The organism is Mycobacterium sp. NPDC004974 (genome assembly GCF_053600815.1).
The window spans coordinates 748,405-763,981 of the sequence record NZ_JBSGAQ010000001.1; the positions used below are offsets into that span (position 1 = coordinate 748,405).

Genomic DNA, 15,577 nt, shown 5'->3' on the forward strand with positions numbered 1-15,577 from the left:
CTGATTGGTCGGTGTTACGGCAGGGCTGGGGTGACGGCGCTGAACAGGTCGTCCTGGACGAGCGTCGGCGGCGGGTAGGCCCGCTTGCTGTGGGTCAGCCCGGTCAGCACAAGCAGCTCGCACATCTTGTAAGCGATGACACCAGGGTTGATCACCGGGACATCGAGGGTCTTCTCCAGGTAGGCGTGGGATTGATGCATGGTGGTGGACCCGAGAATGATCACGTCCGCACCGTCTTCCGCGATGGCAGCCCTGGCTTGGGCCTCCAGCGCCTCGAAGATGAAATCCTCCTTGCCGGCGAGTAATTCGCTGGCGTTGGGCGAGACGCCGACATCACGGACCGAGGCCAGCCGGGCGGTGAGGCCGTGCTCGCGCGCGGCCTTGTGGTAGAGCTCGTGCCATTGCGGCCACATGGTGATGACGGAGAACTTCTTGCCCAACAATGCGGCCGCCAACATCGACGCCTGATTCGGCGCGACCACCGGAATGCGCAGCCGGGAACGCAGTGCCGCCAGTGCCGAATCACTCATCGAATTGACACAGACCGCGGCATACCCCTGTTCCTCGGCGCGGCATCCGGCGTCGAGCACGAAGGCGTCGGCGAGGGTGGTCTCATACGCGCTGTCGAGGGTGGTGCCACCGGCGCGGGCGGACACGAAAACGTTCTCGAAGCCGGGGAACACTGCTGCGGCCGGAATCTGGGCCGCGAACGCGTCGAGTGCCGGTTGCGGCACCGGCACCGGCACGATGTTGAGGATCTTGCGGTGCCGTGTCACAGGTCGAGTTCCTCTCGGGTGCGGGTCAGGGTGTCTACGACCGCGTAGGCCACCGCGCGGGCGGCGGTCATTACATCGGTGACCGATGCGACACCCATTCCGCCGAGTCCCTCGTTGAGTTCCGCGGGGGCGGTGGCCGGTGGCCACGGGTATCCGATCCGGGCGGTGGGCACCCCGAGGCGGCGGATGAGGGTGCCGTCGGTCTGGCCACCCAGCATCGGGGTCGACTCATAGGGCCGACCCTCGACTTCTTCCCAACCGCGCCTGCAGGATTGGATGATCCAGTTGTCCGGGTCGGTCATGCCGCCGGGCAGCGAACCGTACATCTCCCAGTCCAGCTCGATGTCCGGTTCTGCAGCCCGGATTCCGGCGATCATCTCGGCGAACTGGTGGCGGACCTCGCCTGGGGTGGTTCGGGGGTTGACCCGGACGTCCAGGTAGATCTCAGTGGTGGCCGATGGGAAGGCCGGTTTGTCGGGGGAGCCCGAGCGGACCGCCGAAATCCAGCCTTCGGGGATGGTGGTTCCCGCGGTGTTGCGCGCGGTGTACTGCGGCAGCCACGCCTCGATGTGCTGGATCACCGTTGCGGCCGGCACGATAGATGACCGGAAACCCGGTGTGCCCCGGGCGATTCCGGCATAGCCATAGGTGCCCCGCACCGACACCTTGAACCAGCACATGCCCGGCTCTTCGGGGAAGACCGCCCACCAGGGTTTGAACACGATCGCGTGATCGGGCATGGCGCCGTGGGTCAGCAGATGGAAGATCCCGTTGCTCATTCCGGCCTGACCTCGACCGCTCATGCTGACTGGCATGCCGCCGCCGGCGAAACCGATTGCCAGATCGCCGATTAACGGTATTCCCGACTCGATGACCGCATGGGCAACCTCGGTCAGCCCGGCCACCATGCATTTGGGGTTCGAGGCGCCCAAGCCGATCACCAGATCGCCGTCGATCTGGGCCTGTGGCAGCATGTCCGGGCGTAGCCGGGGGCCGACCCAGGGCACATCGGACTCGGGATCGATGTGAGTGTCGATGGGGGCGTACAACAACAGCCTGCTGCCGCCGCCGCTGCCGAGCCGTTCACCGAATGCGTTGCCGCTGTGTTCGTTCATCGGCTGGTAGCCGGCTTCGATGCCCACGGTGTCGCGCAGATAACCGGCCATGAATTCCGACGCCGGGCGCTCCAACCCGGTCGGGCTGTGAATGTTGATCAGATTGACCAGGAGGTCGCGAAATCGGTCCGGATCCAACCGATCGCATACCGCTTCGTACATGGCGCGCCGGGTATCGGTTTCGGTTGTGCCCATCATGGCTCCTCGGGTAGTGCGCAGCGCGCGGTCAGGCCGGCGCGGTCGGTTAGGCAGGTGGCGATGCGGACCAGTGCGTGGTCGGCCTGCGGGGGCCCGACGATCTGCACGCCCAGCGGCAGTCCGGCTGCCCCGACGCCGACCGGCAGGCCGACCGCCGGCAGCCCGGTCACGCTGGCGAGCTTGTTGAACACCGGATCGCCGGTGCTGGTGAGACCTTCCGGGGCTTCCCCGGTCGCCGCCAGCGTGACGAGCACGTCGACGTGGTGTAGCGCCGCCGACACGAACCGGGTGCAGGCCTGTACCACCGCGCGCGCCTGCTGAAGATCGTTGGGAGTCGCCGTCCGGCCGGTGGCCAGGAACTCGGTCAGCTGGTCGCTGACCTGGCCGCGACCTTCGCGGTGCAGGCGTGGTTCGAGCGCGGTCGCCGCCTCGGCGGCCATGATCAGCGTGTGACCGTCGTCGAGATCGGCGAGTTCACTCGGGACTTCGATGTCGATGACCTGCGCGCCCAACCCTGCGAGCCCGGAGACGAAGCGATCCAGGGCCGCGGTTGCCGATGGCGTGGCCCGGTCGCGCCACGGCGGCCGCAGTACCCCGATCCGGAGCCCTTCGGTGGCCGGCAGGGCTGCCGCATCGGGACGGCGGGTCAGGACCGCGTCCAACTCGCCGAGCCACGCCGGGTGGCGCGCGAATGCACCCACGGTGTCGAAGCTCAACGCCACCGGTAGCACACCGTCGAACGGCCAGCGGCCATACGTCGGCTTGAGGGTGAACACACCGCAAAAGGACCCCGGTCGCAGCACCGAGCCGGCCGTCTGTGTACCGAGTGCGATCGGAACCTGCCCGTCGGCCACGGCCGCTGCGGATCCGCTCGACGAGCCGCCAGGCGTGTGGCCGGGATTGTGCGGATTGCGGGTTGCACACGGCCGGTAGGTGGCGAACTCGGTGGTGGCGGTCTTGCCCAGGATCACCGCTCCGGCATCACGTAGCCGTGTGATGACATCGGCGTCGCGCACCGGGCGATGACCCGCCCACAACTCGCTGCCGTACCCGGTGGGCTGATCACCGGTGTCGATGATGTCCTTGACCCCGATCGGAACACCATGCAGGGCGGTGCGTGGTGACTCCGTGTCACGCGCACGAGCCTGCGCGCGCGCCAGCTCGGGATCCAGGTGCGCCCAGGCGCGGATCAGGTTGTCGCGCAGGCTGATCCGGGCCAGGTATCGCTGCAGGGTGGCAGCTGCGGTCGGCGGGGAGTCGTCGGGTGCGCTCAGCATCAGCCTGCCTTCTGCACAACGTGGCCCCAGCGGGCCGGGGCATCGTAGGTCTTCACCACCCAGTCATCACCGACGACGGCACCGCCCCAGCCGATCTCGATCCCGAACCCGGACGGCGTGGCCAGGTAGAACGAGGTGACGCCGTCATTGGTGTGTCGACCCAGCGTCATCTTGAGGTCGATGCCCGCACCACAGATCCGGTCGTAGGCACGCCCGACGTCATCGAGGGTCGCGGTTTCGATCATGAGGTGGTTGAAGTCGCCGCCGCGGAATCCGAAGCACTCGTTCATCAACGCCACGCTGTGGTGCCGCGGATTGCAATGTAGGAAGGTGGCGTCCGCGCCGTCCCAGACGATGTAGTCGGTCAGGCTGAAGCCCAGTACCCGGGTGTAGAAGTCCACCGAGGCCGGATAGTCCTTGCACATGTAGACGACATGGCCCAGGCCCAGGTCGCCGGTGACGAAGCCGCTGATCACCCCGCCCTGGGTGACGGGCGAGAGCTCGGAGACCGCCCCCACCACCACCTCGGTCGGGAAGCCGTCGGGGTCGTCGAATCGAAAGGCCGACTGCGCTTTAGGGGGTTCCGGGGTGTCCTCGTCGACCCAGTTGACCGCGATGTTCTCCGCAGAAACCGTCTCGGCGAGCCGCTGCAGTTCGGCGGGTGTGTCGACCTCCCAGGTGACCCGACGGATCTCGTCGGTCGAGCCGGGATACAGCGCGATCCGGTGGTGCCGATCGTCGAGTCGGACCAGCAGCGGGTCCTGTGGGGCCGTGCGTGGGCGCACGTCCAGCTCGAGCAGGTCGACGAGCAGATGTTGCCAGGCGTCGATATCAGCGACGGTGGCGGCGAAGGCGCCAAGCCTCGAAATGCTCAATTTTGTTTCCAATCACTTTGTGAAAAGGGATTTTTCAGCTGGGAAGAAACTGCTCGGTGTGGATGTTTTCGCGCGGCAGGCCGAGCTCCTGTAACCGGGCGAAGGCGGCGTCGATCATGGCGGGCGGCCCGCACAGATACGCCGACGTCGCAGGGTCGCTGACATCGTCGGCGGTCAGGACGCTGACCGGATTGCCGACCAGCACGCCGGGCTGCTGATGCGGCTCGTCGGCGGTCACCCGCACCGACAGGTTCGTCATGAAGCTGGCCCGGCCCTCGAGCTCATCGAGGTGAAAGAGGTCGCTGGTGCGGGTACATCCGAAGACCAGCCGGATCGGCTCCTTGCCCCGGGCGGACTGCAGCTTGTCGAGCATCGACAGCATCGGCGCCAGGCCGGTTCCGCCGGCCAGCATCAACACCGGGCCGGCGTCGGAGACCAACCCGAATGACCCCAGCGGACCTTCCACGTCGATCTGCTCACCGATCGTGGCGCGGTTGCGCAGGTAGTCCGACATCGCCCCGGTAGGCAGCAGCCTGATGGTGAAGGTGAGCTGACGCTTCTGCCGTTCCCCGGATGCCATCGAATACGAACGCCACTCTTCGGTTCCCGGGACGCGCAGCCGCGCGTACTGTCCCGGGCGGAACGCGAATGACACCTGCTTGGGCAGTCGTACGGTGAGTTCGACGACGGTCTCGGCGAGCTGCTGCAGGCCGGTGACCTTGGCCGTGGCCTGCCGCCGCGGGTAGTCGTCGAATACCGAAGCCGGATAATCCAACTCGACCTCGGTATCGGCCACCGCATGTGCCTGGCAGAGCAGACGATTGCCGTCGGCGATCTCGTCTTCGCTCAGTGGGTAGATCCGGTCGTCCGGCATGACGAGCGCCCCGTCCCGGACCCGCCCGACACAGGTGCCGCAGGTGCCGATGCCGCACTGGCTTGCCAGCCGGACGCCTGCGGCGGATGCCGCATCGAGCACCGACTGTCCTTCGGGAACCAGGACTTCCTTGGTGGTGTCGGTGTACTGCAGTCGCACACAGTGGGTGCGCGCAACGGCGCCGGAGTCGGGCTGACGATCGCTTGCGACGATGGTCATGACCTAGTCCTCGTCCTGGTAGGGCGACTCGAAGAAGCCCCGTAGATGGCGGGCTGCTACCTTGCGCCAGGCGATGATCGAGTAATCCATGTCGCAGAGCACCTCGTTGTTCCAGCCGTCGAAGCGGGTGTAGTGCTCTTCCGTCGCCTCACGAGCGAACACATCGCTGTTGTTGAATCCCTCGAGTGCAAGCGGTTTGAAGAAGTTTTCGTACTTGAACTCGAATTCGCGCCGGTCGGCGTCGTCGGTGACGCGGGTCGCCACCACCTCCCAGTACTCGTGATGGTGGTCGTCGATCGGGACGTAGAACTCGTACTGGACGTGATCGGTGATCGGCCAGTGCTCGACCATCAGCGTGCCCGGAACCCACAGCGACGTGCGGAAGTAGTGCGGCACCGACCCGCGTGCCTTGATGTCGACCTTGGGGTTCTCCAGCACCGGCTGGTAGAGATCCGGCCGGTCGTACCGATTCATCACGCCCTTCGGGCCGTCCGGGACATCGATCTCCTCGGTGGCCTCATTGGACAGCGCGTTGACGCCAAGTGGCAGTGCGCGATCGAGCGCCACCAGGATCTGGTTGTCCCAGTGCACCAGCAGATGGCCGGGGTCCAAGCCGTTCTCGGCTGCCAGCCGCCAGTTGCCGACCAGCTTTCGGTGGATCCCGCGGATGATGATGCCCTCGTCGGCCAGGTGGGGCACCGGCTTGTCATTGGGGTCGTTGGTGACATGCGCCGGCAGGTCCGAGGCCAGCGGAGGAGGGGTTCCGTAGTCGGCGTCGCCGACGAAGACGAAGATCATTCCGTTGACCTCTTCGACCGGATAGGTGCGTACACCCACCCGCCCGATGAGCGAATCCTCCGGATTGCCAACGATTGTCGTCAGTTTGCCGTCGGAAACGTCATAGGTATAGCCGTGGTACCAACAGCTGACGGTCCCCTCGGACAGACACATCGGTTTCGCGGACAGTTTCACGCCGCGATGGATACACCGGTCCGACAGGGCGTAGACCTTGCCGGCCGAGCGACGCAACGCGATGTCGTGACCACCGATGGTGATGCCCTTGAGACCTCCGTCAGCAAGCTCGTGCGAGAACAACGCGGGGTACCAATGGTTCGCGTAGCCCCAGTTCGCCTGGACGTAGGGGGCGTAATGCCTGGTTACCGCGGACGAGTTTCCGCTGTGACTATCGACGGACATCAATGACCTCCATGGGGTATGGCTCGGCGCCGTCGGCGCGGCCGAGGTTGGTGAGGCAACCGGATCGCCGAAAGACGCTGTCCGGAGGGCCCAGGGGTGAAACACGCTTACGTGTCTGCGGTCACAGTACCGATATTTGATGGAAAATCAATTGAGAATCCATAAATTAACAATGGTCCACGTTGCGGTCCGGTGCGGCGACGTGTTGAGTGGAGGCCGATGAGCGCTAGTGACGCACAGGCGGATACGGGGGCAAGCGCCGGTCAACCGCTGCCGCTTGAGCCGGAACGGCGTTGGCATCTGGCCCAGGATGGCTACGAAGAGGCCCTGACGGCTTTCGAATTCGCCCTATTGCAGGTTGACGGCGAGTTTCAGCGGTTCGCCGTTCACGCCATGCAGGTGGCCGGCGACCTCGACCTGACCGTCAACGAGGTCGTCGCGATGCACGTGGTGCGGATGCAGGAACGGCCCAAGGACACCGCCACGATCGCCCAGTTGACCAACCGCGAGGATCTGCCCAATCTGCAGTACAACCTGCGCAAGCTGGTGACGATGGGCTTGCTTGAGCGCACCAAGTCTGGGACGTCGGCGGTATTCCGGGTGACCGAGAAGGGCCGTGAGATCACCGATCGCTATGCGGCCCTCCGGCGTCAGATGCTGACGTCCAACCTGACCGAGCTGGCCGACGTCACCGCGAAACTGCAACACGCGGTGCGCTCAATGCACGTGCTGACCGGTCTGTACGCGGCCGCGAGCCGAGACCTGGCGACCATCAATCCGGCCGTCATGTTTCCGTCGGACGGTTCCGGCTCGTCGGCGCATGGCACCGCCGAGCCGTAACCGGATTGTCGGGCCGAACTACTCGTAGTCGGCCAGCAGGGCCTTCTTCTGCGTCTTGCCCATCGCGTTGCGCGGCAGCGCATCCACGAAGCGGATCTCCCGCGGGGCCGACATGACCAACGCCTTCTGAATATCGGTCCATATTGTGAACCGATGGACTATATTGCGGACCGCTGTAGGGCGTGCGTTTTATGCCGTCAAGTGAGGTAAGGAAGTGGAACGGGCAGCGATGAACAGTGTGCTGACCGCCCTGCGGGTGTTTGAGGAGGTCGCCACTGCGCAACCGGTCGCGCTGAGCGAACTGGCCCGGCGGCTCGGTATTCCGAAGGCGACCGTGCAACGCAACCTAAAGACCCTGCACCACGCCGGCTGGATCAGGCCGGCGGCCGACAGTGGGCGTTGGGAGATGACAGGCTTGGCGTACCGGCTGGGTAGCTCGGTGGCCACAAAGCGCAACCTTCGCGAGACGGCCCTGCCCGAATTGGCGGCGTTGCAGTCGATTACCGGGGAGACGATCCATCTTGCCGTTCCCGACGGTGATGAACTCGTGCTTGTCGAACGACTCGACAGTTCGCACCAGCTACGGGCGTTCCTACCATTGGGGACCCGGCTGCCGTTGCATGCTGCCGCGACCGGTAAGGCGTATCTGGCGACGCTGGACGACGACCGGATCGCCGGCTACCTCGCCGACGCGCCGGCCAAGGTCGCCGCCAACACGATCACTGACCCGGAATGGCTATGGGACGAGGTACGGGCCACGCGGGAGCGTGGCTACGCGATCATCGAGCCTGTGCTTGTTTCAGTATTTCGGGGCCATCGGCACGGATGACCGCCGATCGGCTAATTGAGTACGCGGAAGCGGCGCTGGAGGCTCAGGCGGCTATTGAACGTTCTCTGGACTGACGCCCGGCGTTGAGTCTGACCAGCCGTCCATTTTTATGGACGGCTGGTCATCGCGATGTCGTTCTCTGATTCGGCAGGTAGTCCTCACCTTGGCACTGGACGGGGATGCCGACGTGCGGGCCCATGCGCGTCAGGCCCTCGCCGGTTGAGCGCCACCGTCGCTGTGGCCGGCGACTCGCCGAGGAAGCGTCACTGCTTGAGTAACTGGGAAAGCTGGATGTATTCGTCGGCCGCGATCGAGGCCGGCCGTCCGGCGCATATCCCACCGTCGATGGCAATGTCTTGGCCATTGACGAAACTGGAGGCATCGCCGGCCAACCAGAGCAAGGCGGCGGCGACGTCGTCGGGCTGGCCGACCCGTTTCATCGGCTGCCACCTAGGCAAGGCCGCGGCGAACGCGGCTTGCAGCGCCGGGGCCGCCTGTTCGGCCGCGTCAGAGTCGAGACCAGTGGTCTTGAGCTGGATGCCGGTGGGGATGGGGCCAGGGGAGATGCTGTTGACCCGCACGCCCCGCTCGCCCAACTCGACAGCGGCGCATCGCGTCAGCTGCAGCACTGCGGCTTTGGCCACCGAGTAGTCCACCGGGGTCCACCCGGCAACATGTCCGCCGACGCTGGCCACATTGACAATGCTGCCCGTCCCTTGAGCGCTCATAGGTCTGGCTGCGTACTTGATCCCGGCGGCCATCGCCAGCACGTGCACCCGCAGGGTGTCCGCGAAGGCGTTCAGGTCGAGTTCCTCGATCGGGCCCAGAGTGCCTGAGTTACCCGCGTTGTTGATCAACACGTCGAGCCGGCCGAATCGCTCCAGCGCATGTTCGATCAACCCGCGCATTTGCGATTCGTCGGCGACGTCGGCGCGGTGAAACGCTACCGAGGACCCGAGCCGGGCAGCCAGCGATTCGCCGCGATCCACCTGACGCCCGCTGATGAGCACACGTGCGCCGTGAGTCGCGAAGACCTCCGCCGCCGCGGCGCCTAAGCCGCCGGTAGCGCCGGTCACGACAGCCACCTTCCCGGCCAGCGGCGAATCGATCTTAGGATCGGTCAGGTGGTGGACGGCCGGCGTCCGTCGCGGTTCTGTAAACACGTTGTCGAGGATCGCGTGACAACCGTGAGCGGGCAATTACCTGCTGGGTAACCGCTGCTGGGGCTGGTCGAGCGGCACCTTTGCCCGAACAGCAAGTTCCGTGCCCCAGCGCGCCAAAGCGCTGATACTGGGCACCGTGCACACAAGCCGGCAACGAAAGCACGACAACCCGCCGCCGCGGACCGCGAACAGCGAAGCCGAGGTCCTGCGGGGATTCCTCGAATACCTCCGTACCTCGATCGCCGCGAAGGTCGACGGCGCGCCCGAACCGATGGCGCGGACGTTCTCGGTGCCGTCGGGCACCACGCTGCTCGGCCTGCTGAATCACCTGACCCACGTCGAACGGTGGATTTTTCTCGGGGAAGACGTCTCCAACTGGCAGGCGACGTTCACTGTCGAACCGTCGGACAGCATCGCCGATGTGGTGGCCCGCTACCGAAATGCCGTCGGGCGCGCCAACGAGGTGCTCGACGACTGCACGGATCTCGGGGCGCCGTTACCTCGGTCGCGGCCGGGCAGGCCTGCGGCCAGCGTCCGCTGGTGCCTCACCCACATGATCGAAGAGACCGGCCGCCATGCAGGTCACGCCGACATTCTGCGTGAGCTGATCGACGGCACGACCGGTCGGTGACCACGCTCGGGCCGGTCCGGATTTCTGAAGGCATCGAAGTTTGTCGTTACCCGTGCTAACGACCTTGCCTCGGCTTAGTCTCGTTGCGTGCGACTGGCCTGGCCGCTGACGGGGCGTTTGGAGGAGACGCGACTGATCGACGCCGCACTGGCCTCCACCGAACTGTCCGGGATCGTGATCTATGGAGCTGCCGGAGTCGGCAAGAGCCGTATCGCCCGTGAAGCACTCTCGACGGTGGGCGCCAACGGTCACGAAACCCGCTGGGCGGTGGGCACATCAGCTGCTCGAGCGCTACCGCTCGGGACGTTCGCGCGATGGGTGGGAACCTCTGACGCCGACAGCGTGGCGCTGGTCGCCCGGGTGATCGACGGTCTGACCGCCGCCTCGAACCGCCGGCCGGTGCTGGTGTGCGTCGATGACGCGCACCTGCTCGACGGGTTGTCGGGTTTCGTGTTGCAACAGATCGTGCAACGCGGTGCCGCCAAGCTACTGCTGACCGTGCGTACCGGTGCACCGGTACCCGCCGAGGTTCTGACGGCGTGTGACCGTGGCCGGTTCGAGCGACTGGACCTGCAGCCGCTGTCCCGGGACGAGTCGACCCGGTTGCTGACCGCCTCGCTCGGCGGCCCCCTCGATCCAGAAGCGGCACAACGGTTATGGCGGCTCACCCGCGGAAACGTGCTCTACCTGCGCAACATCGTCGAACAGGAAGTCACCCAGGGCCGGCTCGCCTGCGAGGAGGGCCGCTGGCGGTGGACCGGAGATCCGGTGATGCCGCCCGGGCTGGTCGAACTGATCGAGACGAGGATCGGCGCGCTACCGCCGGCGGTGAGTGAGGTCGTCGATGTCCTGGCGGTGGCCGAGCCCATCCAGCTGGACCGGCTGACCGCGATCACCGATGCCGATTCGGTGGCTGCTGCCGAGACACGTGGCCTGATCACGATCGATGCCACCGACCGCGAGGTCCGCGTCGCCCACCCGCTCTACGCCGAGGTGCGACGCAACCGGGTGCCGGGTTCACGCTTGCGCCGGCTGCGCGGGATGGTGGCCACGGCGCTCGGTGACCGGGAGGACCGCGACGCCATGCGGGTGGTGGTGCGGCGGGCCGCGCTGATGCTCGATTCGGATCTGGCGCACGATCCCGAGTTGTTGACCCGGGCCGCACAGGGCGCGGTGTGGATGTCCGATCTGTCGCTGGCCGACCGGTTGGCCCACGGGGCGATCGAGGCCGGAGCTGACGCGGAGGCGAAATTCATTCGCGCGCATGCCTTGTCGTGGCTCAGCCGGGGCGAGGAATCAGACGTCGTGCTCGACGCCATCGAGACCGCCGATCTCACCGACGACGGGCGGGCCCGGCTCGCCTTCCTGCGTGCTTCCAACATGCTGTGGTCGCTTGCCGATCCGGTCGGCGCCAAGCGGCATGTCGACGAGGCCGCGGCGGGCATCCCCGCGGAAGCCCGGGCCGCGATCGACGCGTTCTACACGGTGTACTGGGCCGCGATGGGCGATCCAGAGCGGGCCAGGGCCGCGTTCGGCGGCCTCGATCTGGACGCTCTGCCCGCCATCGTGGGCGCGGTGACCACGTGGGCGGTGGCCGCATCGTGCGGCGATGCCGGCCGGGCGGACGAGGCCGTCGCAGCCGCCCATGTCGGTTACCGCATCACGGACGGTTCCTTCGATGCCGCGCACACGCGGTTCGTCATCGCCGACGCACACATCGGTGCGCTGTTGCTGGCCGGAAGGATCCGTGAGGCGCGCGAGGAGGCCGATCAGTTGAGCCGGCACGCCGCGAACCTGCCCGGCGCAGCCCAGTTGTTCGGCGCCGCGCTGACAGGTCGTGCCGCGGCGGGTCAGCTCGGCGTCGTGGCCGAACTGTTGGATCCGGTGGTCGAGATGATGCGCGCCGCGGGGGAGAGGAACGGATTCGGCTACCGTTTCCACCTGCCTCGGGTCACGGCGCTGGCCATCCGGGGTATGGCCGACGACGGCACCCTGGCTGAACTCGACGAATACCGTCATGCCAGCTGGCGCTATCTCGCCTACGAACATGCCTTGGTGCGGGCCTGGGTCGCTGCGACCCAGGGCGCGGTATCGGAGGCCGTCGACATCGCGCTCGAGGCCGCCGACACCGCCGGGGCCAACGGGCAGTTGGCGGCCGAGGTGTGGTGCCTGCAGACCGCGGCACAGTTCGGCGACCATTCCCGTACGCGCCGGCTCGACGAGTTGACCGGGATGGTCGAGGGACCGCGGGTCGGTGCCGCCGCCGCACTGTCCCTGGCCCTTGCCCGCGACGACGGTGACGGGTTGGCAAAGGTCTCAACCGCATTCGAGGAGTTCGGCGACCTGGTGGCGGCCGCCGACGCTGCTGCTCTGGCAGCGGTGGCGTACCGGCGCAAAGGCATGCGCGGATCGGCGATGGCGTCCGTGACCCGGGCCACGGCGCTGGCCGAGGCGTGCGGCGGTGCAACCACCCCGGCATTGGTCGCCACCGCCGAACGTCTGCCCCTGACCGACCGGGAGCGCGAGATCGCCATGCTGCTCGGCACCGGGGTGTCGAGCCGGGTGATCGCCGACCGGCTGCGGCTGTCGGTGCGCACCGTCGAGGGACATATCTACCGCGCGATGGCGAAAACCGGGGTGTCCACCCGGGCCGAACTGGTCGCGCTGCTACCCCGACGGCACCGCTGATTCGAGTATGGGGTTACTCGCTTCGGCTCGGCTGATCCATCGCATCCTGGATCGCATGGCCGACGAGGGCGAGAAACGCGAGCAGGCGCTACGCCAACTGCCATTGCCGTACTCGCTGGCATTGCGGTTGCGCGACGCCGGGGTTGCCCGCGAGGTCGTCTGTGAATACCTCAGTATCGAGGAGTCCGCACTCGACGGCCTCTACCGGATCGCCGAGGCGAAGCTGGCGGCAGCGTCTGCTCGCCGAGGTGCTTGGCGGGACCTCAGCCCACCGGCAACGGGTAGTCCGGCAGGTTGATCGAGTCGGCGGTGGTGAACCATTTTCGCTCGGCATACTGACGAAAAGGCCAGCGCTGCATCCATTTCATCATCTGAGCCATTACCGCTACGTCGCTGGACGACCTGGGGAGGTAGCCGTCGATACCCTGCGCCAGGGTCTGGCACCGGTCGATGTAAGGCCTCATCACCGCCTCATAGCGCATCAGCGCGCCTGGGATCCGTTTGGCATCAAGGGATTCAGCCGGGCCGAGTTCGCAGGCCAGGACGTAAGCGCCGACCAGCGCCAGGCTGGTGCCCATACCCGACAGCGGTGAGGCGCAGTAGCCGGCGTCGCCGACGAGCGTCACCCGACCGTTCGAGATCGTCGGCATGTGCACCTGCAGGAAGGCATCGAAATAGAAGTCGTCTGCATGTTCTGCCGCCGCCAGCAACGCCTCGCAGTGCCAGCCGGCGTCAGCGAAATACCTTGCCAGCAACGCCCGTTGCTCATCAGGGTCGCGGCGGTCGAACGACAGCGGCTCAGATCGGAACGCCAATCCGGCTTTGCAGAGCGCCGAGTCGTGTGCTGGGCGCATCGACGCGTTGAGCCCGGGCTTCTGATACATGAGATACCAGCCGTCCAGTCCGGCGGTGTCCGGGCCGGTGAACCAGGCGTTATAGCCGCCGAGCAGTTTGACGAATTGCTCCTCGGGACCGAACGCCAACCGGCGAACCGAGGAGTGTGGCCCGTCGGCCCCCACCACCAGATCCGCAGTCACCGTGGTGCCGTCGCTCAATACCGCCTCCATACCGCCGGGGCTTTGATGCAGCACGGTGATGCGGGTGCCGAATCGGTATTCGGCGCGCGCCCTGGTGGACTCGTACAGTGTGTCCACCAGATCACCGCGCAGGATCTCCAGCTTCGACACCACGCCGTTGCCGTGAAACGCCGTCACCGGCATCTCCGCGCGGCGGCTGCCGTCGGCGCGTACCCAGGCTATCCCTTGCTGGTCGATCAACCGGCGCTGCAGTTCGGCCATCAGACCCATCCGGGTCACCACGTCGCGACCGGCACCACGCAGGTCGACAGTCTGTCCGCCTGGCCGGATCCCTGGCGCGGATTCCACCACGATCACCCGGTATCCGAAATCGCTCAGCCAGTGGGCCAATGCAGGTCCGGCGATTCCGGCGCCGCTGACAAGGATGGTGGGCTGCTCCATGCGCCACAGCGTATGCGCCGCTGTGACGGTGAGCCGATCAGTCGCTCAGAGATCGAGCGCCTGATACGTGCGGCGGACGAATCGGGGTTGTGCGGTCTGCAGTTTGGCCGTCGAGGTGTTGCCGCTGACAGCGGCGGCGTCCACCGACAGATTCGGATGGTTCTGAACCAGATAGATCAGGATCAGATCTGCCGAAGGGTCGGCCTGCCACCAGGTTCCATAGGCGCCGGGCCAGCTGAATGTGCCCGGTCCGCCCGGCCCGAACAATTGGCGCGACTTCGCCGTGTCGGTCACCACCGAGAGGTTCAGGCCGAAGCCCCGGCCGACCCAGAACGGCGCCCCGAGGAACTGGAACTGCTTCTGTTCGGCGGTCAACCGGTCGGTGCGCATCACCCGTACCGACTCCTCGGACAGCACGCGTACGCCGTCGACTGTGCCGCCGCCCAACAACATCCGGGCGAACTTCAAATAGTCGTCGGCTGTGGAGAACAACCCCGCCCCGCCCGTGCAGAACGGGGGATCGGTGATCGGTGCCGGACCCATCACATCGTGGGTCAGGGTGTTGTCGGCGGTCAGTTGGTACATCGTCGCCGCCCGCCGCCGGCCGGCCGCGTCGACAGAGAAGCCAGTGTCGACCATGCCGAGCGGGGCGAAGATGCGCTCGGACAGCACCTGGGCCAATGGCTTGCCCTCGATCCGGGACAGCGCGATTCCCAGCACATCGGTGGAGTGACTGTAGGTGAGCCGGTCACCGGGCTGATGCGCCAGTGGCAGCTTGGCCACCTCGGCCAGCCAGCGGTCCTGGTCCTGGCGCAGCGACAACTTGCCGTATGCCGACGCCAGCGGACCCTGCACCGAGAACACATAGGCCAGGCCGCTGCGGTGGGTCATCAGGTCATCGAAGGTGATGGGCCGGCGCGCGGGCTCGGTGCGGTCCAGCGGACCGCGCGGGTCACGCAGCACACGCATGTCCGCCAGTTCGGGCAGCCATTTGGTCACCGGCTCGTTCAGGGCCAGCTTGCCCTCCTCGACCAACGCCATCGCCGCGGCCACCGTCACGGGCTTTGTCATCGAGGCGATCCGGAAGACGGTGTCGCGCTGCATCGGCAGCCCTGCGTCGACGTCGCGGTGCCCCAGGGCGTTGACCTGCAGGACCTTGCCTGCCTGCCACACCAGCGTTACCGCGCCGGCCAGCAGTCCGGCGTCGATGGCCTCACGGATGGACGATTGGTTGCCGTCGAGGTTCACCCGGGCCACGTTAGCGGCCCCCTGGAAGGCTCGGCAGTCCAGTCTCCGGGCCCTGCCGGGCATTCCCCTCAAGAATCGCCGCGGCTTGGGCGATACTTCCCTGGCGGATATGGCGTGAGAAGAGGCTGATGACCCAGCAGGACCAGATCGACGGCGACCCGAGTTCGGG

General features: G+C 66.5%; 14 protein-coding genes. 5 read left to right on the forward strand and 9 right to left on the reverse strand.

The window, feature by feature from the left end; all coding sequences use genetic code 11:
* Nucleotides 1-14: 14 nt before the first annotated feature.
* The 6 genes from ACWEFV_RS03660 to ACWEFV_RS03685 are packed head-to-tail and all read right to left on the reverse strand — an operon-like array spanning nucleotide 15 to nucleotide 6,531.
* A complete protein-coding gene (locus ACWEFV_RS03660; protein ID WP_450069086.1) occupies nucleotides 15-776 on the reverse strand; it encodes an aspartate/glutamate racemase family protein in 762 nt (253 codons plus the stop codon).
* Nucleotides 773-2,086: a M20 family metallopeptidase gene (locus ACWEFV_RS03665; RefSeq protein ID WP_450069087.1), complete on the reverse strand. Its 1,314-nt coding sequence runs from the start codon at nucleotides 2,084-2,086 to the stop codon at nucleotides 773-775. The genes ACWEFV_RS03660 and ACWEFV_RS03665 overlap by 4 nt, the downstream gene beginning before the upstream one ends.
* Nucleotides 2,086-3,366: an amidase gene (locus ACWEFV_RS03670; RefSeq protein WP_450069088.1), complete on the reverse strand. Its 1,281-nt coding sequence runs from the start codon at nucleotides 3,364-3,366 to the stop codon at nucleotides 2,086-2,088. Before ACWEFV_RS03670 ends, ACWEFV_RS03665 begins: the two co-directional genes overlap by 1 nt.
* Nucleotides 3,366-4,241: a VOC family protein gene (locus ACWEFV_RS03675; protein ID WP_450069089.1), complete on the reverse strand. Its 876-nt coding sequence runs from the start codon at nucleotides 4,239-4,241 to the stop codon at nucleotides 3,366-3,368. The genes ACWEFV_RS03670 and ACWEFV_RS03675 overlap by 1 nt, the downstream gene beginning before the upstream one ends.
* A 34-nt stretch (nucleotides 4,242-4,275) precedes the next feature.
* Nucleotides 4,276-5,334, reverse strand: a complete 1,059-nt coding sequence (locus tag ACWEFV_RS03680; protein ID WP_450069090.1) for an FAD-binding oxidoreductase — start codon at nucleotides 5,332-5,334, stop codon at nucleotides 4,276-4,278.
* A 3-nt stretch (nucleotides 5,335-5,337) separates the two neighbouring features.
* A complete protein-coding gene (locus ACWEFV_RS03685) occupies nucleotides 5,338-6,531 on the reverse strand; it encodes a Rieske 2Fe-2S domain-containing protein (RefSeq protein ID WP_450069091.1) in 1,194 nt (397 codons plus the stop codon).
* Nucleotides 6,532-6,750: 219 nt separating this feature from the next.
* On the opposite strand from ACWEFV_RS03685, the gene ACWEFV_RS03690 reads away from it, so the two are divergent.
* Entirely contained in the window at nucleotides 6,751-7,371 is a 621-nt protein-coding gene (locus tag ACWEFV_RS03690) for a winged helix DNA-binding protein (RefSeq protein WP_450069092.1), read from the forward strand.
* Nucleotides 7,372-7,585: 214 nt separating this feature from the next.
* On the forward strand, nucleotides 7,586-8,200 hold the full coding sequence (locus tag ACWEFV_RS03695; protein WP_450069093.1) for an IclR family transcriptional regulator: 615 nt from the start codon (nucleotides 7,586-7,588) through the stop codon (nucleotides 8,198-8,200).
* A gap of 263 nt (nucleotides 8,201-8,463) precedes the next feature.
* On the opposite strand, the gene ACWEFV_RS03700 is transcribed toward ACWEFV_RS03695, so the two are convergent.
* Nucleotides 8,464-9,276, reverse strand: coding sequence for an SDR family NAD(P)-dependent oxidoreductase (locus ACWEFV_RS03700; protein ID WP_450069094.1), 813 nt, complete (start codon nucleotides 9,274-9,276; stop codon nucleotides 8,464-8,466).
* Between the two features lie 223 nt (nucleotides 9,277-9,499).
* On the opposite strand from ACWEFV_RS03700, the gene ACWEFV_RS03705 reads away from it, so the two are divergent.
* From ACWEFV_RS03705 to ACWEFV_RS03715, 3 genes are all read left to right on the forward strand, one after another.
* Nucleotides 9,500-9,994, forward strand: a complete 495-nt coding sequence (locus ACWEFV_RS03705) for a DinB family protein (RefSeq protein WP_450069095.1) — start codon at nucleotides 9,500-9,502, stop codon at nucleotides 9,992-9,994.
* Nucleotides 9,995-10,081: 87 nt separating this feature from the next.
* On the forward strand, nucleotides 10,082-12,682 hold the full coding sequence (locus ACWEFV_RS03710; protein ID WP_450069096.1) for a LuxR C-terminal-related transcriptional regulator: 2,601 nt from the start codon (nucleotides 10,082-10,084) through the stop codon (nucleotides 12,680-12,682).
* Between the two features lie 55 nt (nucleotides 12,683-12,737).
* Nucleotides 12,738-12,980, forward strand: a complete 243-nt coding sequence (locus tag ACWEFV_RS03715) for a hypothetical protein (protein ID WP_286174906.1) — start codon at nucleotides 12,738-12,740, stop codon at nucleotides 12,978-12,980.
* Here ACWEFV_RS03715 and ACWEFV_RS03720 read toward each other — a convergent pair.
* Together ACWEFV_RS03720 and ACWEFV_RS03725 are read right to left on the reverse strand one after the other, a co-directional pair.
* Nucleotides 12,946-14,160 carry an FAD-dependent monooxygenase gene (locus ACWEFV_RS03720; protein WP_450069097.1) on the reverse strand — a complete coding sequence of 405 codons (1,215 nt, stop codon included), beginning with the start codon at nucleotides 14,158-14,160 and terminating at the stop codon, nucleotides 12,946-12,948. The genes ACWEFV_RS03715 and ACWEFV_RS03720 overlap by 35 nt on opposite strands.
* A 45-nt stretch (nucleotides 14,161-14,205) precedes the next feature.
* On the reverse strand, nucleotides 14,206-15,408 hold the full coding sequence (locus ACWEFV_RS03725) for a serine hydrolase domain-containing protein (protein ID WP_450069098.1): 1,203 nt from the start codon (nucleotides 15,406-15,408) through the stop codon (nucleotides 14,206-14,208).
* Between the last annotated feature and the right edge of the window lie 169 nt (nucleotides 15,409-15,577).

Coding starts and splice junctions, on each gene's coding strand:
- ACWEFV_RS03720 (WP_450069097.1), bottom strand. CDS start 14,160: ATGGAGCAGCCCACCATCCTTGTCAGCGGCGCCGGAATCGCCGGACCT.
- ACWEFV_RS03690 (WP_450069092.1), top strand. CDS start 6,751: ATGAGCGCTAGTGACGCACAGGCGGATACGGGGGCAAGCGCCGGTCAA.
- ACWEFV_RS03680 (WP_450069090.1), bottom strand. CDS start 5,334: ATGACCATCGTCGCAAGCGATCGTCAGCCCGACTCCGGCGCCGTTGCG.
- ACWEFV_RS03715 (WP_286174906.1), top strand. CDS start 12,738: ATGGCCGACGAGGGCGAGAAACGCGAGCAGGCGCTACGCCAACTGCCA.
- ACWEFV_RS03685 (WP_450069091.1), bottom strand. CDS start 6,531: ATGTCCGTCGATAGTCACAGCGGAAACTCGTCCGCGGTAACCAGGCAT.
- ACWEFV_RS03670 (WP_450069088.1), bottom strand. CDS start 3,366: ATGCTGAGCGCACCCGACGACTCCCCGCCGACCGCAGCTGCCACCCTG.
- ACWEFV_RS03665 (WP_450069087.1), bottom strand. CDS start 2,086: ATGGGCACAACCGAAACCGATACCCGGCGCGCCATGTACGAAGCGGTA.